Source organism: Aquabacterium sp. (assembly GCF_044226965.1).
Lineage (GTDB): Bacteria > Pseudomonadota > Gammaproteobacteria > Burkholderiales > Burkholderiaceae_C > Pseudaquabacterium.
The window spans coordinates 45900-64617 of sequence record NZ_JBGAGA010000034.1; the positions used below are offsets into that span (position 1 = coordinate 45900).

The window sequence follows — 18718 nt, forward strand, 5'->3', positions numbered from 1 at the left end:
TGCCGCGTCATTCCCAGTACAGCGCCGACAGGTCGTTGACGAAGATCGGCATGTCCTTCCACAGGCCCTTCAGCCGCGCATGCGCCACCGTGATCCAGGTCGGCTGGTACAGGTAGGCGGCCACCGCATCGTCGGCCACCAGGCGCTGCGCTTCGCCCATCAGTGCATTGCGCTGCTTCGGGTCCGCGGTCTGGTTGATGCGCGCCCACAGCGCATTGAACTTCGGCGACTCGTAGTTCCAGTAGTAGCCCGGCCGCGCGAAGTTGCCCATGTCCAGCGGCTCGACGTGCGAGATGATCGTCAGGTCGTAGTTCTTCTGGCCGTACACGCCGGAGAGCCACTGCGCCCACTCGACGTTCTCCTGCTTCGCGACGATGCCCACCTTGGCCAACATCGCCGCAATCACCTCGCCGCCGGTGCGCGCGTAGGGCGTGGGCGGCAGCTTCATCGTCAGCTCCAGCGGCGCGGTGACGCCGGCCTCCTTCAGCAGCGCGCGCGCCTGTTCCGGGTTGTAGGCATTGACCTTGGTGAGGTCGACATAGCCCGGCGCGCCCGGCACGTAGAAGCTGCCGATCGGCGTGCCGAAGCCTTCGGCCACGCCATTGACCACCTGCTGGCGGTCGATCGCCATCGCGATGGCGCGGCGCACGCGCACGTCGTCCAGCGGCTTCTTCTTGTTGTTGATGGCCACGATGGTCTTCGCGCGCGAACCGCTGATCACCACCTGGAAGCGCTTGGGCTCGCGCTTGAACTGCTCGAGGTTGCGCGCCGCGGCCACGCGCGGGAAGCAGTCGACATCGCCGGCCAGCAGCGCGGCCACCTGCGCCGCGGTGTCGTTGATGAAGCGCACCGTCACCCGCTTCAGGCGGATGGCCTTCGCGTCGCGGTGCTCGTCCCAGCGCGCGAGCACCAGCGACGAGCCCTTGGCCCAGCTCTCCAGCTTGTAGGGGCCGGTGCCCACCGGCTTGCCGGCGTTGTCGGCCGCGCTCCTGGGCTCGACGATCACCGCGGTGGCCTGGCCGAGCTGGAACAGGAAATCGGGGTTCGGGTTCTTCAGCGTCAGCACCACCGTCATGTCGTCGGTGAGCGCGATGTTGAGGATGTTCTGGAAGGTGGCCTTGTCCTTGTTGGCCGAGTCGGCGGCGGCGGCGCGCTCGAACGCGAACTTCACGGTGCGCGCGTTGAACGGCTCGCCGTTGTGGAAGCGCACGCCCGGGCGCAGCGTGAAGGCCCAGGTCTTGGCGTCGGGCGTCACGGTCCAGCTCTGCGCCAGCAGCGGCGTGATCGACGAGTCGGCGTGGATCTTGGTCAGCGTCTCGAACACGTTGTACAGCACCACTTCGGCAATGGCCGACGCGGCGTTGACGGTGGGATCGAGGCCCGGCGGCTCCAGCGTCATCGCCAGCACCAGCGTGTCTTTCTTCGACTGGGCCTCGGCGGCCCAGGGCGCCAGGCCCAGGGCGGCGGCGGCGGGCAGGGCCAGGGTGTGGCGGCGACGGATCATGGCAGGGCTCCTCGTTGGGTGGTCGGTCTCAGATCGGGCGCTCGGGTCCCAGCCGCCAGACCGCGGCGGCCATCTCGGCCGGCACCGCGGCGGCATCGCCGGGCGCCAGCGCATCGTTGCGCAGCGCTTCGAGCAGCCGCAGCAGCGTGGCCGCGTGCGGCAGCAGGGTGCCATGGAACAGCACGCGGCCTGCGCGCAGCAGCATGACGGTGGGGAAATTCTCGATGTCCAGCGCCGAATCGCCCAGCGCGTCGCTGTCGTCCTCGATGTCGATCCACGCGAAGCGCAGCGCCGGGTGCGCGGCGGCCACCTCGGCCAGCGTGCCGCGGTAGGCGGTGCAGGTGGTGCACCAGCCGGCGCACAGGCAGGCCACGAGCAGGTCATCGGCTGTCGGTGCGGCAGTCATCGGGCAAGTCTGCCAGAGCAGGCCTCGGCTGCTGGCACGCTGGGTCAAGCTTGTCGCGGCCCTGTCACGATGGCTCGGAAGAATGACGGGCTTTGACCGGCCTCGCCCCACCTCGCCATGCCTGCGTTCCGTCTCCTGATCGGCCTTGCCTTGATGCTCGGCATCGCCCTGGTCAGCGCCGCGCAGGCGCAAGGCACCGGCACCGAGCGTACCGAACCCATCGACCTGAGCTTCGCCAGCTTCTTCCGCCTGCCGGTCGGCCCGCGCGGGCTCGAGTGGTCCGACGCGCTGCGCGCCGCCGATGGCCGCGTGGTGCGGCTGGCCGGCTACATCGTCGCGCAGGAGGAGCCCGAGGCCGGGCGCTTCCTGTTCGCGCCCTCCCCGATCAAGCTCAGCGAGCATGCCGACGGCGCGGCCTCGGACCTGCCGGCCACCACCGTCACCGTGCTGCTGCACGAGAGCCAGCGCAAGCGCATCGTGCCGCACCAGAGCGGCCTGATCGTGCTCACCGGCCAGCTGCGGCTGGGCCGCGCAGAAGACGCCGAGGGCCGCGTCAGCTGGCTGCGCCTGCAGCTCGCGCCCGATGCGCTCGAGCAGGCTGTCCCGCCCCGCCGCGCGGCCACCGAGGCCGCCATCCCCGAATCCACCCGCCCTGCCGCGCACTGACCCTGCGCCCGCCTGCCATGCCGTCGATGCCCCTCCGCCTTGCCCTGCTGCCGCTGGCCGGCGCGCTGCTGCACTGCCTGTCCGGGCAGGCGCACGCCGCGCCCCAGGTCGCGCGCCTGACGCCGCCCAGCGAGCTGTTCGCCAGCGGCCAGCCCGAGCCGGTGATCGCGCGCTTCCTGCCCGGCCAGCGCTTCGACCTGCAGGCCACGCTGCGGCCCGATGCCGGCCAGCGCATCAGCGCCGCGCGCTTCTTCATCGACGGTCGCCCGGTGGACGTGCCCGTGGCGCTGCGCGACTGCACCAGCGGCTGCGTCAAGGGCCTGGCGCCCGAGGTGGCGATTGCCACGGTGCGGGCGGTCGGCGTCGAGCGCGCCGGCCGGCATGAATTCACCGTGGTCGCGACGCAGGCCGACCAGCAGACCGTCACCGCGCGCGGCAACTTCGAGGTGGTGCCGTTCACCGCCGCGATGGGCCCGAAGGTCCGCAACCTCATCATCCTGCTCGGCGACGGCATGGGCGCCGCGCAGCGCACCGCCGCGCGCATCGTGAAGAACGGCTATGCGCAGGGCAAGGCGCTCGCGCCGCTGGCGATGGACACCTTCCCGGCCACCGCGCTGGTGAAGACTGCGTCGCTCAATTCGGTGGTCACCGATTCCTCGCCCGGCATGACGGCCTATGTCTCGGGCAACAAGAACAACAACAACGAGGAAGGTGTGTTCCCTGACGACACGCTGGACCCTTTCGACAACCCGCGCATCGAGTACCTCAGCGAGTACCTGCACCGCACCCAGGGCAAGGCGCTGGGGGTGGTGACCACCGCCGATGTGTTCGACGCCACGCCGGCCGGCAACGCGGTGCACACCAGCAGCCGCGGCGCCGGCACTGGCATCGTCGACCAGTTCCTCGATGATCGCAGCCTCACCGGCCTGGCGGTGCTGATGGGCGGCGGCCGCAAGTGGTTCCTGCCGGCCGGCACGCCGGGCTCGGAGCGCGCCGAGGCCAACGACTACGCGTTCTCGGCCACCCAGCCGCACACCGCCGAGATCGTCAGGCGCTGGGGCGCCGCGCCGGGCGCGAAGGACAAGGGCCGCGACCTGATCCAGGACTTCCAGCAGGCCGGCTTCCGCTACGCCGCCACCAAGACCGAGATGGACGCCGCCGCCGGCGCCGACAAGCTGCTGGGCCTGTTCGCGTTCTCGAACATGAACGTCGCGCTGGACAAGATCAACGGCCGGCGTGGCGTGAAGACAGGCTTGTCCGGCAGCGTGGTCGACGACTTCGGCTTCCCCGACCAGCCGATGCTCGACGAGATGACCATGCGCGCGCTGGCGGTGCTGAGGAAGCAGCCGAAGGGCTTCGTGCTGATGGTCGAGGGCGCCTCGATCGACAAGCAGGCGCACAACATGGACACCGAGCGCTGGATGCTCGACACCATCGAGTTCGACCGCGCGGTGCAGGTGGCGCAGGACTTCGCGCGCGAGCGCGGCGACACGCTGGTGATCGTCACCGCCGACCATGAATGCTCGGGCGCCGCGCTGATCGGCGGCTCGATGCTGACCGACCTGGCGCTGCAGCAGGCGGCGCAGTCGCGTGGCGCGGCCAACCTGCGCGACAAGGTCGTCGGCGTCTACGAGAAGGCCGGCTTCCCGCGCTACAAGACCGCGGCCGACGGCTACCCCGTCACCACCGACATCGACCACCGCCTGCTGGTGGGCTACGGCGCGAATGCCGACCGCATCGAGGACTGGCGCACCAATGCCACGCCGCTGCGCGACAGCCAGCAGCCCCTGGCGAAGCAGACGCCGCTGAAGTGGTACCCGGCCAACCCGAGCGAGCGCGACGACGCGGTCGGCGAATTCGCGGTCACCGGTCAGGTACCAGGCGACTCGGCGGTGCACACCGCCACCGACATCCCGCTGTCGGCCTTCGGCCCCGGCGCGCTGGCCTTCACTGGCGTGATCGACAACACCGACGTGTTCTTCAAGCTCGCGCAGGCCGCGGTGAAGGGCGTGACGGCGCCGGCCGACGCCAGCGGCGCGCGGCGACCGAAGGCAGCGGTGGCCCGGAAACCGTAACGCCTGAAAGCAGCGGCCGGCTCAGCCGCCGCCGTCGGGGCCGCGCCGTGGGGGCCGCGCGCTGCGCTGGGCATCGGCATACAGCCGTGCCGCATGGGCGCGCAGCAGCGCGGCCAGGGCCGGCGGCTGCAGGATCTGGAAGCGGAACGGCAAGCCGGCCAGGCTGCGGGCAAAGCCTTCGAGTTCGTCGACCTGGCCGCTGAGCCGCACGCAGGGCGCTGCGTCACGGTCCAGCGGCTGCTCCAGCGGCTGCAGGACGCCGACCTCCTCGCCCATGCGCCGGCGCGCCTCCTCCAGCGTGGTGTGCAGCAGCAGTTCCACCGTGTGCCGGCGCGGCAGCGTGGCCACGCTGCGGCGCATCGCGGCCAGCGCGTCGAAATCCTTCGGCGGCGCGAAGCTGGCCGGCACCGGCTCGACGGACAGCATGCGGTCGAGCCGGAACGAGCGCTGGCCGCCGCGCAGGTGGCAGTGGCCCACCGCGTACCAGGCGCCGAGGTAGAAGGCCAGGCCCCAGGCGTCGAACAGCCGCTCGGTCGGCGGCGGGGCCGCCGGGCCCCCTACGCCGCCGGTGCCGTCGCCGTTGCGGCCGGCCGCCTGGTAGCGCAGCTTCACGCGCTGCTGCTTCTGGATCGCCTCGCTCAGCAGCGCCAGCGTGGGGCCCTGCGAATCGGCCACCGCGCCGCGCAGGTCCAGCCGCACCGCGCGCTCCACCGCGCGCACGCGGTTGCGCAGCGCCTCGGGCATCACCCGCTCGAGCTTGGCCGCGGCGCTGTCCACCGCGATGCGCGCCTGCCCCAGGCCCAGGTCGCGCGCGGCCACCAGGCCCATCGACAGGGCCAGCGCCTCGTCGTCGCTGAACATCATCGGCGGCAGCTTGTAGCCGGCGCTCAGGCGGTAGGCGCCGTCGCGGCCGCGCTCGCCGCTGATCGGCACGCCCATCTCGATCAGCCGCGCCACGTAGCGCCGCGCGGTGCGCCGGTCGACGGCCAGGCGCTCGGCCAGCTCGGCACCGGTGACGCGGCGCCGCGCCTGCAGCAATTCCAGCGCGGCCAGCAGCCGGGCGGTGGGCTGCGGCGTGTTGGTGCGGGCGGATGTCATGGGGCCGGAGCATAGACCGGGCGCGCCGCGGCGCCGCAGTGCTTGACACGCTTCGATGATTCCAATATCGTTGAATTATGGAAGAGCAAGACGTCGTGCGCGCCCTCGCGGCCCTGGCCCAGCCGCTGCGGCTGCAGGTGTTCCGGGCGCTGGTGGTCAGCGGCCCGCAGGGCCTGACCCCCGGCACCATGGCCGAGGCACTGGGCGTGCCGCAGAACTCGCTGTCCTTCCACCTGAAGGAGCTGGCCCAGGCCGGGCTGGTGACGCAGGAGCGGTCCAGCCGCTACATCATCTACCGCGCGGCGTTCGAGCGCATGAACGCGCTGCTCGGCTACCTCACCCAGAACTGCTGCCAGGGCAGCGCCTGCGCCGTGCAGCCCGCAGCCCAGGGCTGCGGCTGCTGACCCCGCCTTTCCCCCCAGGAGCCCGCGATGAAGCGCTTCCACGTCCATGCCCATGTCCACGACCTGCAGGCGAGCATCGCCTTCTACAGCCGGCTGTTCGGCGCCGCGCCCTCGCGCGTGGAGGCCGACTACGCGAAGTGGATGCTCGACGACCCGCGCATCAACTTCGCCATCTCCACCCGCGGCGGTGCCCCGGGTGTCGACCACCTCGGCATCCAGGTCGATGACGCCGCCGAGCTGGCCGAGCTGAAGGCCCGCGCCGCCGCGGCCGAGGGCCCGGTGCTCGACGAGGGCGAGACCACCTGCTGCTACGCCCGCAGCGAGAAGCACTGGGTCACCGACCCGCAGGGCATCGCCTGGGAGCACTTCCACACGCTGGACAGCATTCCGGTGTTCAGCGAGCGGGCCGTTGCGGCCACCGCGGCCACGGTGCCCGCCGCCGCCAGCGCCTGCTGCGCGCCGGCCACGGCATCCACCGCCGCGGCGGCGCCGGTGCGCGGCAAGCCGGTGGGCGTGGCGGTCAAGTCCGCCGGCGGCTGCTGCTGAGCCGGGGCGTCGCGCCATGGTCGGCTTTCTCACGCGCTGGCTCTACGTGCTGGCCGTGGTCGGCAGCGCGCTGGCCTGGTGGCTGGCGCTGCGCTGGGGCGGGTCGCTGTCGGCGACGGTGCTGGGCGCCAGCATCGCCACGCTGGCGCTCGGGGTCTGGCTCGAACGCGTGCGGCCCTTCGAGGCGGCGTGGCGCCAGCCGCGCGACGACCGGGCCACCGATGCCACCAGCGCGGTGCTGCTGATCGGCTTGGTCGACCCGCTGCTGAAGGCTGCGCTGCCGCTGGGGGTGGTGGCGGCGCTGGGGCATCTGCCCGGTGCCGAGGCCTGGCCGATGGCCAGCTGGCCGCTGGGGGCGCAGGTGCTGGTCGCCGCGGCCTGGATCGAGCTGGCCAAGTACCTGTCGCACCGCGCCCACCATGCGTCGCCGCTGCTGTGGCCGTTGCATGCGCTGCACCATGGCAGCGAGCGGCTGTACTGGCTGAACAACTTCCGCTTCCATCCGCTGAACCATGTCGTCAACAGCGTGCTGAGCCTGCTGCCGCTGGCATGGCTGGGCGTGCCGGCGCCGGTGCTGTACGGCGCGCTGGCGCTGACCCAGCCGGTGGTGATGCTGCAGCACCTGAACGCCGACCTGCGCAGCGGCTGGCTGAACTGGCTGTTCAGCACCAACGAGCTGCACCGCTGGCACCACTCCGACCAGCCGGCCGAGGCGAATGCCAACTACGGCAGCGCCTGGGTGCTGTGGGACCATGTCTTCGGCACCTACCTGCGGCCGCAGGGCCGCCGCCGCCCCGCGCGCATCGGCCTGTTCGGGTCGAGCGGCCGCTACCCCGCGCAGGCCTCGTACTGGCGCCAGCTGGCGGCGCCGCTGCGGCCGGCCTGCTGCCGCGCCTGAGTCGCCATCCCGACATCCACCATGACCACCCACGTCCTGATCCTCTGCACCCACAACTCCGCACGCAGCGTGCTGGCCGAAGGCATGCTCAACCACTGGGCGGCGCGGCTGGGCCGCGACGTGCGCGGCCACAGCGCCGGCAGCGCGCCCAGCGGGCGCATCAATCCGTTCGCGATCGAGGCGCTGCAGCGAGCCGGCATCGACACGCAGGGCGTGCGCAGCAAGCGCTGGGACGAGTTCAGCGCGGCCGGCGCGCCGCCGCTGTCCATCGTCATCACGGTGTGCGACAGCGCCGCCGCGGAGACCTGCCCGGTGTTCTTCGGCGGCACCGGTGGCCCGCCGGTGAAGGTGCACTGGGGCTACCCGGACCCCTCGAACGCCGAGGGCGGCGACGAGGGCAAGCGCCGCGCGTTCGAGCTTACGCGCCAGGCCATCGGCTACCGCCTGCTGCAGCTGCTGGCGCTGCCGCTGGCCACGATGGACCGCGCGGCGCTGCAGCAGGCGCTCAACGACATCGCGCAGCGTTGACCATGGCCGCACTGCGACATCCCGACCTGCCGCAGCGCCTGGCGGCCGAGGCGCTGGGCACCGCACTGCTGCTGGCGGTGGTGATCGGCTCCGGCATCATGGCCGAGCGCCTGGCCGGCGGCAACGTGGCCATCGCGCTGCTGGCCAACACCGCGGCCACGGTGGGCGGGCTGTTCGTGCTGATCGAGCTGTTCGGCCCGCTCAGCGGCGCGCATTTCAACCCGGCGGTCAGCGCGGTGATGGCCTGGCGCGGCGAGCTGCCCCGGGCCGCGCTGCTGCCCTACGTGGCCGCGCAGCTGCTGGGCGCGATGCTCGGTGCCTGGCTCGCGCACGCGATGTTCGAGCGGCCGATCCTGCAGTTCTCCACCCACCTGCGCGGCGGCAGCGGCGCCTGGATCGCCGAGGTGGTGGCCACCGCCGGCCTGCTGCTGACGATCCTGCGCGCGCCGCCGGGCCGGGCCTCGGCGCTGGTGGCGGCCTACATCGGGGCGGCCTACTGGTTCACCGCGTCGACCTCGTTCGCCAACCCCGCCGCGGTGTTCGGCCGCCTGTTCAGCGACAGCTTTGCCGGCATCGCGCCGGCCAGCGCGCCGGGCTTCGTCGCCGCCGAGCTGGCGGGCGCCGCGCTGGGCTGCGTGCTGAACGCGGTCCTCGCGGGCACGCCGGCCGCCGCGCGTGCCCGCCCCGACTGACACCGCCCCTCGTTGAACTTCGCCACGCGCCTGCGGGCGCGTCTTCTTCACCCAAGTAGTTGCTATTGACAACTGGAACCCAGGAGCCGATCATGCGCCCAGATAGTTGCTATCCACAACCACATGACCGCTTCCTCCGGCACGGCCGGCGAGATGCTGCGCGAGGTGGCGCGGCTGTACACCCGCGCGCAGCGCGTGGTGGCGGATTGCTGCCACACCACCAACACGCAGTGCCACATCCTCACCGAGCTGGGCCGTTCGGGTCCGGTGCCGATGGGCGAGCTGGGCCTGCGGCTGCAGCTGGAGAAAAGCTGGATCAGCCGCGCGGTCGACAGCCTGGCCGAGCGCGGCCTGGTCACGCGCGAGCCGAACCCGGCCGATGCGCGCAGCTGGCTGGTCACCCTCACCGGCGCGGGCCGCAAGCGCGTGAAGGATCTGAACCGCACACTGGACGGCCACGCCGAGCAGCTGCTGGCCGGCCTGCCGGCGCGCGAACGCCAGCAGGTGGACCAGGCGCTGCGCCTGCTGCTGAAGGTGCTGCGGCAGGACGCCAGCGCCGCCTGCTGCCTGCCGCCTGAAGGGGGAACGACGCCATGAACGCCACCCCCATCGCCTTCACCACCCCCACCCCCGCGCTCGACCACCTGCCGGTGGCCGTGCTCGGCGCCGGCCCGGTCGGCCTGGCCGCGCTGGCGCAACTGCTGGCGCGCGGCCTCGAAGCAGTCGTGCTCGAAGCCGGCCCGTCGGTCGGCGCCCACCTGCTGGACTACGGCCATGTGCGCCTGTTCTCGCCCTGGCGCTACAACGTCGACGCGGCGCTGGCCGCGGCGCTGCGGGCCCGCGGTTGGCAGCCTCCGCCGGACGACGAGGTGCCGCTGGCACGCGAAGTCGTCGAGCGCGTGCTGCAGCCCTATGCGGCGCTGCCCGAGGTGGCGCCGCGGCTGCGGCTGGGCACCCGCGCGGTGGCGCTCAGCCGCGAAGGCTTCGACAAGGTGAAGACGGCCGGCCGCGAGCAGGCCGCCTTCGTCGTGCGCGCCATCGGGCCTGACGGGCCGCTCGAGCTGCGCGCCCGCGCGGTGATCGACGCCACCGGCACCTGGCACCAGCCGAACCCGCTCGGCGCGAACGGACTGCCGGCGCTGGGCGAGCGCGAACAGGCGAGCCGCATCTTCTACGGCATCCCCGACGTGCTGGGCCGCGACCGTGCGCGCTACGCCGGCCGCCACACGCTGGTGGTGGGCGCCGGGCACTCGGCGGCCAACGCGCTGCTGGGGCTGGCCGAGCTGGCGCGCAGCGCGCCGGGCACGCGCCTGGCCTGGGCGGTGCGCAGCCCGACGCTGGCGCGCGTGTTCGGTGGCGGCGCGGCCGATGCGCTGCCGGCGCGCGGCCAGCTCGGCAGCGAGCTGCGTGCTTTGCGCGATAGCGGGTCGCTGACATTCCTCAGCGGCCTGCGCATCACCGCGCTGCACGAGCAGGCCGGGCAGCTGCAGGTGCAGGGCCAGGACGCCGAGGGACGCGTGATCCGGCTGGACGGCGTGGACCAGATCGTCTGCGCCACCGGCCAGCGGCCCGACCTGGGCCTGGCGGCCGAGTTGCGCCTGAAGCTCGACCCCTGGCTCGAATCGACCGAGGCCCTGGGCCCGCTGATCGACCCCAACCTGCACAGCTGCGGCACCGTGCGGCCGCACGGCCACCGCGAACTGGCGCATCCGGAGCCGGGCTACTACACCGTCGGCGTGAAGAGCTACGGCCGGGCGCCCACCTTCCTGATGGCCACCGGCCACGAGCAGGTGCGCTCGGTGGTGGCGGCCCTGGCCGGCGACCTGGCCGCGGCCGACCGCGTCGAGCTCGCACTGCCGGAGACCGGTGTCTGCAGCGCCGGCGGCCCGGCACCCGCTGCTGCGGCGGGCGGCGCTGCGGCCGGCTGCTGCGGCGGCCCGGCGCGCGCCGATGCCAGCGCCTGCTGCGCGCTGGACGAGCAGAAGAAGGCGCAGGGCGAAGCCGGTTGCGGCTGTGGCACCGCGGCCCGGCCGCAGCCCGCGGCCCGGGCGGGCTGCTGTGCCTGAGGCCGCGCCCTGCGCGGCGGCCTGGCGCCTGGTGGTGGCGCTGGGCGTCACGCAGATCGTCTCCTGGGGCACGCTGTACTACGCGTTCGCGCTGGTGATCGACGGGCTGGCGCAGGCGGTGGCCGCGCCGCCCGCGGTGGTGGTGGGCGCCTTCAGCGGCGCGCTGCTCGCGGCGGGCCTGGCCTCGGCCCCGGTGGGCCGGCTGATCGACCGCCAGGGCGGCCGCACGGTGATGACGCTGGGCTCGGTGGCCGCCGGCCTGCTGCTGGCGCTGCTGTCGCAGGTGACCCGCGTCTGGCAGCTGTACGCGCTCTGGGCGCTGCTGGGCGTGACGATGGCCGCCACCTTGTACGACCCGGCCTTCGCGGTGCTGGGCCAGGTGTTCCAGTCGGCGCAGCGCAAGGCCATCACCGCGCTGACGCTGTTCGGCGGCTTCGCCAGCACCGTGTTCTGGCCGGTGACGCAGGCGGCGGTGCAGCACCTGGGCTGGCAGGGCGCGCTGCTGGCGCTGGGCCTGCTGAACCTGCTGGTGTGCGCCCCGCTGCATGCCGCCTGTCTGCCGCGTGCCGCGCCGCCGCTGCCGGTGGGCGGTCCGGCGGCGGCCGCACCGCCGCGGCCCGGCGCGCTGCTGCGCGACCCGGTGTTCCTGGGCCTGTGCGGGGCCTTCACCGGCAACGCGCTGGTGTTCTCGGCAATGTCGGTGCACCTGCTGCCGCTGCTGCAGGCCAAGGGCCTGAGCCTGGCCGATGCGGCCTGGATCGGTGCGCTGATCGGCCCGATGCAGGTGCTCGGCCGGGTGCTTGAATACACCTTCCTGGGGCGCTGGAAGCCGTCGCGCGTGGGCCAGCTGGCGATGTGGCTGCTGCCGCTGTCGCTGGGCCTGCTGGCGCTGCTGCCCGGCGGCTGGCCCGGGCTCGCGCTGTTCGCGCTGCTGTACGGCAGCGGCAATGGCGTGATGACGATCGTGCGCGGCGCCATCCCGGCCGAGCTGTATGGACGCCAGCACTACGGCGCGGTCAACGGCGCGATGGCCGCACCGGTGCTGCTGGCCAAGGCGGCCGGGCCGATCGCCGCGTCGCTGGTGCTCGGCCTGGGCGGCGGCCCCGCCACCGTGGTGCTCGGCCTGGCCGCGGTGGGCGCGATCTCTGCTTCGGTCTTTGCCGGCGCCGTGCGCTGGCGCCGCCCGCCTCCCGAACCTGCCGCTGCCACCGCCCCATGACCATCCGCACCGCCACGCCGGCCGACGCCGAAGCCGTCACCGCGATCTATGCCCCGATCGTGCGCGACACCGTGATCTCGTTCGAGCTCGAGGTGCCCGGCGTCGACGAGATGCGTTCACGCATCGAGAAGACGCTGCAGACCCTGCCCTGGCTGGTGGCGCTGGACGCGCGCGGCGAGGTCAACGGCTACGTCTATGCCGGCCGGCACCGCGAGCGCGCCGCCTACCAGTGGGCGGTGGACGTCACGGCCTACGTGCGGGCCGATGCGCGCGGCCAGGGCGTCGGCCGGCGGCTGTATGGCCGCCTGTTCGAGCTGCTGGCCGAGCTCGGCTACTGCCAGGCCTTCGCGGGCATCGCACTGCCGAACGCGGCCAGCGTGGGCCTGCATGAGGCAGTGGGCTTCCAGCGGATCGGCGTGTACCGCGCGGTGGGCTTCAAGTTCGGCGCCTGGCACGACGTGGGCTGGTGGCAGCGGCCCTTGCGCGCCGACGCGGCGCCGCTGCCGCCGCGCCGCTTCGTGTCCTAGCCGCGTTGGCGCGCCCGCAGCAGCAGCACGACGCTCAGCCCCGCCAGCAGCAGGGCCCAGCCTGCCGGCTCGGGTACCGGCAACAGCGGGTCGATGAAGCGGTTGTCCACCAGGTAGCTGCCGGCGTTCACCGTCACGCCGGCCGGGAGCGTGAACACGTCGCCATCGGCGAAGCGGAAGCTGCTGGCGGCAAAGTCGGCCAGCGCCAGGCTGCCGGGACCGCTTGCACCGGCGCCCACTTCCAGGTCGAGCCGCAGGTGCACCGGCGAATTCAGCGGGACGGTCAGCGCGCCGGTGTGAAGATGGGCATCGGTCAGCGGGCCGAGGCTGCCGCTGTCGAGCTGGTAGTCGTCCAGGCTGATGCCCCCGGCCACGTCCATGCGCAGCTCGAAGCCGGTGCTGCCGAGGATCGTGAAGGCGCGCAGCGAGGCATTGGCGCCACCGCCGTCGAGCGAGGTGCCGGCGCTCATCGTGCCCTGCAGTAGCAGGTTCAGCGAAACCAGCGCGGTGGTCTGGGTCGGGTCGCTGCTGGTGAAGACCAGGAAGTCGTCGTACAGGCCCTGCGCGCCGATGTTCACGCCCAGGCTGTTGCCGTTGTGGCTGCCGGCCTGCGCTGAAGCACCCACATGGCCGGCCGCGGCAATGCCGGTGCCGCTGGCCGTGCCGACGTCGCTGCGGCTGCAGGTGGTGCTGAACAGCTGGGTCGTGCTGCCGCTGCTGCCGCCGGCCGGCGGGTCGCAGCTCTGCGCGGCGGACCCGCTGTCGGGACCGACATGGACCGACAGGGTCAGCGGATCGGCCTGGGCCGTGCCGGCGGCGGCCAGCAACAGCGCGGCCATGGTCAAGGCAGGTTTCGGATTCATGGGCCACAACCCCTTCATGCATCCCATGGAAGGCGATGACACTAGCACCGGACCTGTCAAGTCGCTGTCCCTAGCCTGCAGGGTCGTCAGTGCCCGAATGGTCGGTTGGCCAGGTACTGCTCGAGGCTGGGTTCGTGCAGCTGGCGCGGGTGCTGCTCGGTCAGCTCGAACCAGCGCCGCGCGCGCTGCGGCTGCGCGTCGGCCGCGAACAGCGCCTGCAGGGCCAGGAAGTAGCGCATCGCGTTGCGCTCGACCAGGCCGCGGATGCCGCCGATGAGTTCGGGCTGGCCGTTGGGCAGGTGACCCACTTCCGAGAAACCCACCTTGCTGCGGCCGAAGGTCGCGAAGTACAGCCGCAGCGCGGTGGCGGTCATGAAGCCCTGGCCATACGAGTACGACAGCCGCGCGAAGGTGCGGCCGCCCGGGGCCGGCATCGCCTCCAGCACGATCTGGATGTCGCGCGTGCCGGCCGGGCCGTTGGCCGCTTCCAGCCGTGCCGCGAAGCGGCGTGGGCTGGCCTCCACCTGCTGGTGGCGGAATTCGAGCGCGAAGGCCTGGTCGGCCGGGATGTCGTAGCGGCGCACCACGCCCAGCGCCAAGGTCACGCGCCCGCCCTCGGCCGCGGTGCTGCAGGATTTGTTGTTCAGGTGCAGCAGCAGCATCTCGCACCAGCGCGGCGGCTGGGCCAACGCCTGGCGGAAGGCCTCGAACTCGGTGTCGAGCAGGCCGAAGGCTTCGCCGCCGACGATGCCGCCGGGCGACTCGCTCGACTGCACGCGGATGGCCGCCGCCTCCGCCGGCCGCTGCAGGGCCTGTTCCAGCAGCGGCGTCAGCCGGTCCTCGGCCTCGGCGGCCACGGTGCGGGCGGCGGCCAGCAGCAGCGTGCACAGCAGCAGCGCCGCGCGCCGCCGCGGCCCGCGCGGGCCCAAGGGGCCGGCCATCGGTGAAGGGGCTGCCATGGCGCGCGGCTCAGGCCTTGAGCTCGCGGGCGCTGATCGTGTACCGGAACGCGTCCGGCGCCAGCTCGTCGAAGCGGCCGCTGCTGTTCTCGCCGTTGGGGTACATCAGGAACGGCAGCGTGCCCTTGGCAGCGGCATGCGGCAGCGTCACGTCGTGGCCGGTGTTGTAGGCCAGCCAGTTGCCTTCCCAGGCGCCGAACAGGCCCTGCATCACCGGCGCGATCAGCGGGTGCGCGGGGTCCTTGATCCAGTCCGGCGTTTCCTGGCGCATGACCTTCAGCACGTCGGCCGGGTCCATCGCGACCCAGCCGTGGGCCTTCAGGAACACCTCGGCGCGGCAGTGCTGCGCGCCCTTCAGGTTGGCGGGGTTGGCGCCGAGCTCACGGTAGCCGAAGGCCGAGGGCGCGAGCCGCACGCCGTAGATGTCGCGCGCCGGCACGCCGACCGCGCGGCACAGGCCGACGAACAAGGCGTTGAGGTCGGCGCACTTGCCGCTCAGGTCGCCGGTCTCGAGCATGGCCTTGATGTCGCCGGTGCCGCAGCCGCGCACCTTGGGCTCACGATGGGCATTGGCCACCACCCAGCGGTACAGCGCCTGCACCTTCTCCAGGTCGGTGTGCGCGCCGCGGGTGGCTTCGGTGGCGGTCTTGCGCACGATGCCGTCCAGCGGGATCAGCTCGGCCGGCGCCAGCGCGGCGCGCAGCGTCGCGGGGTCTTCCCGCACCGGTTCGCTGTGCGACCAGTCGACCGCGCGGTTGCGCGTGCGCACCTGGCTGACCAGCGTGATCGTCGGCGCGCTGACGCTGGGCGCGAACTCGGCGTACAGCATGCGCACGCCGCGCGCCGGATCGCTGACCATCGCGGCCTGCGTGGCATTGCCGCTCCAGCTGCTGTCGACGCTGCGCTGGTAATCGGTCTCGACGCTGGGCGCCGGAATCCACACGCGGCTGGTGCCCTGGGGGTCGGCCACCGTCACGGTGGTGCTGACCTCGAAGCTGCGCCAGTCGGCCCGCTGCGGCGCGAAGCGGCGGGGCGCGTCCTGCGCGCGCGCGGGCAGCGCGCCCAGCAGCGGCGCCAGCAGGCCGGCCGCGGCGCCCTGCTGCAGCAGGCGGCGGCGGTGGATCGTCGGGCGGGTCGGGTTTTTCATGGGGGCTCCTTGGGGTTCTCGGGATCTCACAGCAGGGCGGCGACCCAGCGCCGCGCGTCAGCACCGGTCCAGTCCACCTCGCCGGTGACGCTGAAGGCCGCACGCCCGTCGCGGCCGATGGCCACGGTGGTGGGGAACACGCGGGCGCCGAAGGCGCGCGCGGCGGCGCCGTCGCGGTCGCGCAGGATGGTCAGGCTCATCGGCAGCAGGTCGAGGTAGCGGCGGATGGCCGCGTCGGTTTCGCGGTAGTTGATCGCCAGCACCTGCAGGCGGTCGCGCGCGTGGCGCTCGGCCAGCAGTTCGAGCGAAGGCATCTCGGCGCGGCAGGGCTCGCACCAGCTGGCCCAGAAATTGAGCAGCAGCACCTGGCCGCGCAGCGCGGCGGTGTCCTGTGCCGGGCCCTCGAAGGCGGGCAGCGCCAGCGCCGGCGTGGGCTGCCCGGCCGGCCAGGCACGGGGCGTGGGACCGGCGGCACGGGCCGCCAGCCAGGGCAGCGCGGCCAGGGCGGCAAGGCACTGGCGGCGGCGCCGGGACGGCTGGGATGGGCGGGGCATGGGCATGGCGATCGACTTGCCAGTATCGTAGGTGCTCCGACCGCCGACGGGAGCCCCGGCATGAACGACAGCAGCACGCGCGAGGTGGACGTGGCCATCATCGGCGCCGGCACCGCCGGCATGGGCGCCTACCGCGCCGCCCTGCAGCACACGCCGCGCGTGCTGGTGATCGAGGGCGGACCCTATGGCACCACCTGCGCGCGGGTGGGCTGCATGCCCAGCAAGCTGCTGATCGCGGCGGCCGAGGCGGCGCATGGGGCGGCGCATGCGGCGCCCTTCGGCGTGCAGGTGGGCGGCGTGCGCATCGACGGCGCGGCGGTGATGCAGCGCGTGCGCAGCGAACGCGACCGCTTCGTCGGCTTCGTCACCGCCAGCGTCGACACCTGGCCGGCCGATCACCGGCTGCGCGGCTGGGCGCATTTCGTCGACGCGCACACGCTGCAGGTGGCCGGCGAGGACGGCCGCACGACCCGCGTCAGCGCGCAGCGCATCGTCATCGCCACCGGCTCGCGGCCGCAGGTGCCGGCGGCCTGGCGCACGGCCGCGGGCGACCGGCTCATCGTCAACGACGACGTGTTCGCCTGGCAGACGCTGCCGGACTCGGTGGCGGTACTGGGCGGCGGCGTGATCGCGCTGGAGCTGGCGCAGGCGCTGCACCGGCTGGGCGTGCGGGTGCGGCTGCATGCGCGCAGCCAGCGCCTGGGGCCGCTGACCGACGCGACGCTGCAACGCCGTGCGCGCGAGATCTTCGGCGCCGAGCTGCCGCTCACTTTGGGTGCCAGCGATCTGCGCCTGCAGCGCGACGGCAACGGCGTGCGCGTGCATGCCGGCGGCCGCGACGAGCGCTTCGACTGGGTGCTGGCGGCCGTCGGCCGCCAGCCGGCGCTGGCCGGCCTGCAGCTGCAGCATGCCGACCTGCCGCTGGACCCCCATGGCGTGCCGCTGTTCGACCGCCGCACCGGCCAGGTCGGCGACAGCCACGTCTTCATCGCCGGCGATGCGCACGACGAGACGCCGCTGCTGCACGAGGCCGCCGACGACGGCCGCATCGCCGGCGACAACGCCGGCCGCTTCCCGGACATCCGCGTGCGGCCGCGGCGCGCGCCGCTGGCGGTGGTGTTCAGCGACCCGCAGCTGATGATCGCTGGCGACAGCCATGCGCAGCTGGTGGCCGCCGGCCGCCACTTCGAGACCGGCGAGGTCAGCTTCGACGACCAGGGCCGCAGCCGCGTGATGCTGAAGAACCGCGGCGCGCTGCATGTGTATGCCGAGCGCGAGACCGGAAAGCTCCTCGGCGCCGAGATGATCGGCCCGGCGGCCGAGCACCTGGGCCACCTGCTGGCCTGGAGCGTGCAGCGCGGCGACACCGTGCAGCAGATGCTGGACAGCCCGTTCTACCACCCGGTGATCGAGGAAGGCCTGCGCACCGCGCTGCGCCACCTGCAGCGCCACCTGCGCATGGGCCCGCCGCCGGTCGAGCGCTGCCTGGACTGCGGGCCGGGGGCCTGAGGCCCGCACCGGCGCGGCGCGACCGGCGTCAGCCGGCGAGTGCCTGCAGCCGCATCGTCAAGCCCACCGGCGCCATCGTGAAGGCCAGGTGCTCCGCCGCCTCGGCGCCGTCGGGCGTGTCGACGCTGGCGATGTCGAAGCGGCCGAGCAGGGTGGCCATTGCCAGCTTCATCTCCAGCAGCGCGAGGTAGCGGCCCGGGCAGATGCGCGGGCCGGCGCCGAAGGGCATCGAGGTGCGCCTGGACGAGGCCGCCAGGGCCGCCGGGCCGCCGCCGGCCAGCCAGCGCTCGGGCTCGAAGGCGGCGGCGTTGGGCACATGCGCGTCGCTGACGCTGTCGCGCCGCATCAGGCTGATGACGATGTGGCCGGCCGGCACCTGCACGTCGCCGATCACCGTGTCGCGGATGGCCTGCAGCGGCAGCACCGGCGCCACCGGCTTCAGGCGCATGGTCTCGTGCGCGCAGGCTTCGACGTAGTCGAGCTGTGCCATCTGCTCGAGCGTCGGCGCCGCGGGGTCGTCGATCACGCGGCGCACCTCGGCGCGGGCCTGTGCCAGCTTGTCCGGGTGCCGCCACAGCAGGTGGATCATCCAGGCCAGCGTGTTGGCGGTGGTGTCCTCGCCGGCCAGCAGCATCGTCAGCACGTTGCCGGCCACCTGGGCGTCGTCGATGCCGCTGTCGGGCTGGTCGGCGGCGACGATCATCGCCTCCAGCAGGTTCTGCGGCCGCTCGCGCCGCGCCGGCTCGGCCTGCAGCCGCGCGCGGGCCTGGGCGATGAAGCCGGACACCGCTTGCATGACCTCGGGGATGCTCTGCGCCAGCGCCTTGTCGGCCGCCGACGGAACATAACGCCAGAAAGCCACGGGGGACAGCACGCGCCGGAACAGCGCCGGGAAGATCTTGTCCAGGTGCTGCTGGATGATGTCGCCCTCGCTGCCCAGCGTGTCGACCTCGGCGCCGAAGGCCAGGCCCGCGATGGTGTCCACCGTGTAGCGCATCAGCTCGGGCTGCAGCGCGATGGCCTGCTGCGCCTGCGCGGCACGCTGCCAGCGCGCGGC

General features: G+C 73.1%; 20 protein-coding genes. 12 read left to right on the forward strand and 8 right to left on the reverse strand.

Annotation, left to right across the window (positions count from 1 at the left end; genetic code table 11):
• Positions 1-7: 7 nt before the first annotated feature.
• Together ACILR4_RS16255 and ACILR4_RS16260 are read right to left on the reverse strand one after the other, a co-directional pair.
• The gene (locus ACILR4_RS16255) at positions 8-1504 is read right to left on the reverse strand and encodes an ABC transporter substrate-binding protein (RefSeq protein WP_395701900.1); all 1497 of its coding nucleotides are present in this window, start codon (positions 1502-1504) and stop codon (positions 8-10) included.
• Between the two features lie 28 nt (positions 1505-1532).
• Positions 1533-1910, reverse strand: coding sequence for a thioredoxin family protein (locus tag ACILR4_RS16260; RefSeq protein ID WP_395701901.1), 378 nt, complete (start codon positions 1908-1910; stop codon positions 1533-1535).
• A gap of 117 nt (positions 1911-2027) precedes the next feature.
• On the opposite strand from ACILR4_RS16260, the gene ACILR4_RS16265 reads away from it, so the two are divergent.
• Both ACILR4_RS16265 and ACILR4_RS16270 read left to right on the forward strand, forming a co-directional pair.
• Complete coding sequence (locus ACILR4_RS16265; RefSeq protein ID WP_395701902.1) at positions 2028-2576, forward strand: hypothetical protein; 549 nt, start codon at positions 2028-2030, stop codon at positions 2574-2576.
• Positions 2577-2602: 26 nt separating this feature from the next.
• A complete protein-coding gene (locus ACILR4_RS16270) occupies positions 2603-4651 on the forward strand; it encodes an alkaline phosphatase (protein WP_395701903.1) in 2049 nt (682 codons plus the stop codon).
• 21 nt (positions 4652-4672) lie between these two features.
• Here ACILR4_RS16270 and ACILR4_RS16275 read toward each other — a convergent pair whose 3' ends face one another.
• Positions 4673-5749 (reverse strand): helix-turn-helix transcriptional regulator, encoded by a 1077-nt coding sequence (locus tag ACILR4_RS16275; protein WP_395701904.1) that lies wholly within the window; start codon positions 5747-5749, stop codon positions 4673-4675.
• A 77-nt stretch (positions 5750-5826) separates the two neighbouring features.
• On the opposite strand from ACILR4_RS16275, the gene ACILR4_RS16280 reads away from it, so the two are divergent.
• The 9 genes from ACILR4_RS16280 to ACILR4_RS16320 all read left to right on the forward strand — a co-directional run bounded on the left by ACILR4_RS16280 (position 5827) and on the right by ACILR4_RS16320 (position 12629).
• The gene (locus ACILR4_RS16280) at positions 5827-6153 is read left to right on the forward strand and encodes an ArsR/SmtB family transcription factor (RefSeq protein ID WP_395701905.1); all 327 of its coding nucleotides are present in this window, start codon (positions 5827-5829) and stop codon (positions 6151-6153) included.
• Positions 6154-6180: 27 nt separating this feature from the next.
• The gene (locus tag ACILR4_RS16285) at positions 6181-6699 is read left to right on the forward strand and encodes an ArsI/CadI family heavy metal resistance metalloenzyme (RefSeq protein ID WP_395701906.1); all 519 of its coding nucleotides are present in this window, start codon (positions 6181-6183) and stop codon (positions 6697-6699) included.
• 16 nt (positions 6700-6715) lie between these two features.
• The gene (locus tag ACILR4_RS16290; RefSeq protein WP_395701907.1) at positions 6716-7597 is read left to right on the forward strand and encodes a sterol desaturase family protein; all 882 of its coding nucleotides are present in this window, start codon (positions 6716-6718) and stop codon (positions 7595-7597) included.
• 21 nt (positions 7598-7618) lie between these two features.
• On the forward strand, positions 7619-8125 hold the full coding sequence (locus tag ACILR4_RS16295; protein WP_395701908.1) for an arsenate reductase ArsC: 507 nt from the start codon (positions 7619-7621) through the stop codon (positions 8123-8125).
• 2 nt (positions 8126-8127) lie between these two features.
• Positions 8128-8817 (forward strand): aquaporin, encoded by a 690-nt coding sequence (locus ACILR4_RS16300; protein WP_395701909.1) that lies wholly within the window; start codon positions 8128-8130, stop codon positions 8815-8817.
• Between the two features lie 123 nt (positions 8818-8940).
• Positions 8941-9414, forward strand: a complete 474-nt coding sequence (locus tag ACILR4_RS16305; protein ID WP_395701910.1) for a MarR family winged helix-turn-helix transcriptional regulator — start codon at positions 8941-8943, stop codon at positions 9412-9414.
• Entirely contained in the window at positions 9411-10883 is a 1473-nt protein-coding gene (locus tag ACILR4_RS16310; protein ID WP_395701911.1) for a flavoprotein, read from the forward strand. The genes ACILR4_RS16305 and ACILR4_RS16310 overlap by 4 nt, the downstream gene beginning before the upstream one ends.
• A complete protein-coding gene (locus tag ACILR4_RS16315; protein ID WP_395701912.1) occupies positions 10876-12102 on the forward strand; it encodes an MFS transporter in 1227 nt (408 codons plus the stop codon). The genes ACILR4_RS16310 and ACILR4_RS16315 overlap by 8 nt, the downstream gene beginning before the upstream one ends.
• Positions 12099-12629, forward strand: a complete 531-nt coding sequence (locus ACILR4_RS16320; RefSeq protein WP_395701913.1) for an arsinothricin resistance N-acetyltransferase ArsN1 family B — start codon at positions 12099-12101, stop codon at positions 12627-12629. The genes ACILR4_RS16315 and ACILR4_RS16320 overlap by 4 nt, the downstream gene beginning before the upstream one ends.
• Here ACILR4_RS16320 and ACILR4_RS16325 read toward each other — a convergent pair.
• From ACILR4_RS16325 to ACILR4_RS16340, 4 genes are all read right to left on the reverse strand, one after another.
• On the reverse strand, positions 12626-13492 hold the full coding sequence (locus ACILR4_RS16325) for a PEP-CTERM sorting domain-containing protein (RefSeq protein ID WP_395701914.1): 867 nt from the start codon (positions 13490-13492) through the stop codon (positions 12626-12628). The genes ACILR4_RS16320 and ACILR4_RS16325 overlap by 4 nt on opposite strands.
• A gap of 86 nt (positions 13493-13578) precedes the next feature.
• A complete protein-coding gene (locus ACILR4_RS16330) occupies positions 13579-14433 on the reverse strand; it encodes a hypothetical protein (RefSeq protein WP_395701915.1) in 855 nt (284 codons plus the stop codon).
• Positions 14434-14461: 28 nt separating this feature from the next.
• The gene (locus ACILR4_RS16335; protein WP_395701916.1) at positions 14462-15598 is read right to left on the reverse strand and encodes a transglutaminase-like domain-containing protein; all 1137 of its coding nucleotides are present in this window, start codon (positions 15596-15598) and stop codon (positions 14462-14464) included.
• A gap of 26 nt (positions 15599-15624) precedes the next feature.
• A complete protein-coding gene (locus ACILR4_RS16340) occupies positions 15625-16152 on the reverse strand; it encodes a TlpA family protein disulfide reductase (RefSeq protein WP_395701917.1) in 528 nt (175 codons plus the stop codon).
• A 60-nt stretch (positions 16153-16212) separates the two neighbouring features.
• Between ACILR4_RS16340 and ACILR4_RS16345 the strand changes: the two genes are divergently transcribed.
• On the forward strand, positions 16213-17661 hold the full coding sequence (locus tag ACILR4_RS16345; RefSeq protein ID WP_395701918.1) for a dihydrolipoyl dehydrogenase: 1449 nt from the start codon (positions 16213-16215) through the stop codon (positions 17659-17661).
• A gap of 28 nt (positions 17662-17689) precedes the next feature.
• Here ACILR4_RS16345 and ACILR4_RS16350 read toward each other — a convergent pair.
• Positions 17690-18718 (reverse strand): cytochrome P450 (locus ACILR4_RS16350; RefSeq protein WP_395701919.1); only part of this gene is annotated, 1029 nt, incomplete at its 5' end.

Bases quoted from the DNA above. Each gene is read 5' to 3' on its own strand.
- ACILR4_RS16255 (WP_395701900.1), bottom strand. From the start codon at position 1,504: ATGATCCGTCGCCGCCACACCCTGGCCCTGCCCGCCGCCGCCGCCCTG.
- ACILR4_RS16260 (WP_395701901.1), bottom strand. From the start codon at position 1,910: ATGACTGCCGCACCGACAGCCGATGACCTGCTCGTGGCCTGCCTGTGC.
- ACILR4_RS16265 (WP_395701902.1), top strand. From the start codon at position 2,028: ATGCCTGCGTTCCGTCTCCTGATCGGCCTTGCCTTGATGCTCGGCATC.
- ACILR4_RS16270 (WP_395701903.1), top strand. From the start codon at position 2,603: ATGCCCCTCCGCCTTGCCCTGCTGCCGCTGGCCGGCGCGCTGCTGCAC.
- ACILR4_RS16275 (WP_395701904.1), bottom strand. From the start codon at position 5,749: ATGACATCCGCCCGCACCAACACGCCGCAGCCCACCGCCCGGCTGCTG.
- ACILR4_RS16280 (WP_395701905.1), top strand. From the start codon at position 5,827: ATGGAAGAGCAAGACGTCGTGCGCGCCCTCGCGGCCCTGGCCCAGCCG.
- ACILR4_RS16285 (WP_395701906.1), top strand. From the start codon at position 6,181: ATGAAGCGCTTCCACGTCCATGCCCATGTCCACGACCTGCAGGCGAGC.
- ACILR4_RS16290 (WP_395701907.1), top strand. From the start codon at position 6,716: ATGGTCGGCTTTCTCACGCGCTGGCTCTACGTGCTGGCCGTGGTCGGC.
- ACILR4_RS16295 (WP_395701908.1), top strand. From the start codon at position 7,619: ATGACCACCCACGTCCTGATCCTCTGCACCCACAACTCCGCACGCAGC.
- ACILR4_RS16300 (WP_395701909.1), top strand. From the start codon at position 8,128: ATGGCCGCACTGCGACATCCCGACCTGCCGCAGCGCCTGGCGGCCGAG.
- ACILR4_RS16305 (WP_395701910.1), top strand. From the start codon at position 8,941: ATGACCGCTTCCTCCGGCACGGCCGGCGAGATGCTGCGCGAGGTGGCG.
- ACILR4_RS16310 (WP_395701911.1), top strand. From the start codon at position 9,411: ATGAACGCCACCCCCATCGCCTTCACCACCCCCACCCCCGCGCTCGAC.
- ACILR4_RS16320 (WP_395701913.1), top strand. From the start codon at position 12,099: ATGACCATCCGCACCGCCACGCCGGCCGACGCCGAAGCCGTCACCGCG.
- ACILR4_RS16325 (WP_395701914.1), bottom strand. From the start codon at position 13,492: ATGAATCCGAAACCTGCCTTGACCATGGCCGCGCTGTTGCTGGCCGCC.
- ACILR4_RS16330 (WP_395701915.1), bottom strand. From the start codon at position 14,433: ATGGCCGGCCCCTTGGGCCCGCGCGGGCCGCGGCGGCGCGCGGCGCTG.
- ACILR4_RS16335 (WP_395701916.1), bottom strand. From the start codon at position 15,598: ATGAAAAACCCGACCCGCCCGACGATCCACCGCCGCCGCCTGCTGCAG.
- ACILR4_RS16340 (WP_395701917.1), bottom strand. From the start codon at position 16,152: ATGCCCCGCCCATCCCAGCCGTCCCGGCGCCGCCGCCAGTGCCTTGCC.
- ACILR4_RS16345 (WP_395701918.1), top strand. From the start codon at position 16,213: ATGAACGACAGCAGCACGCGCGAGGTGGACGTGGCCATCATCGGCGCC.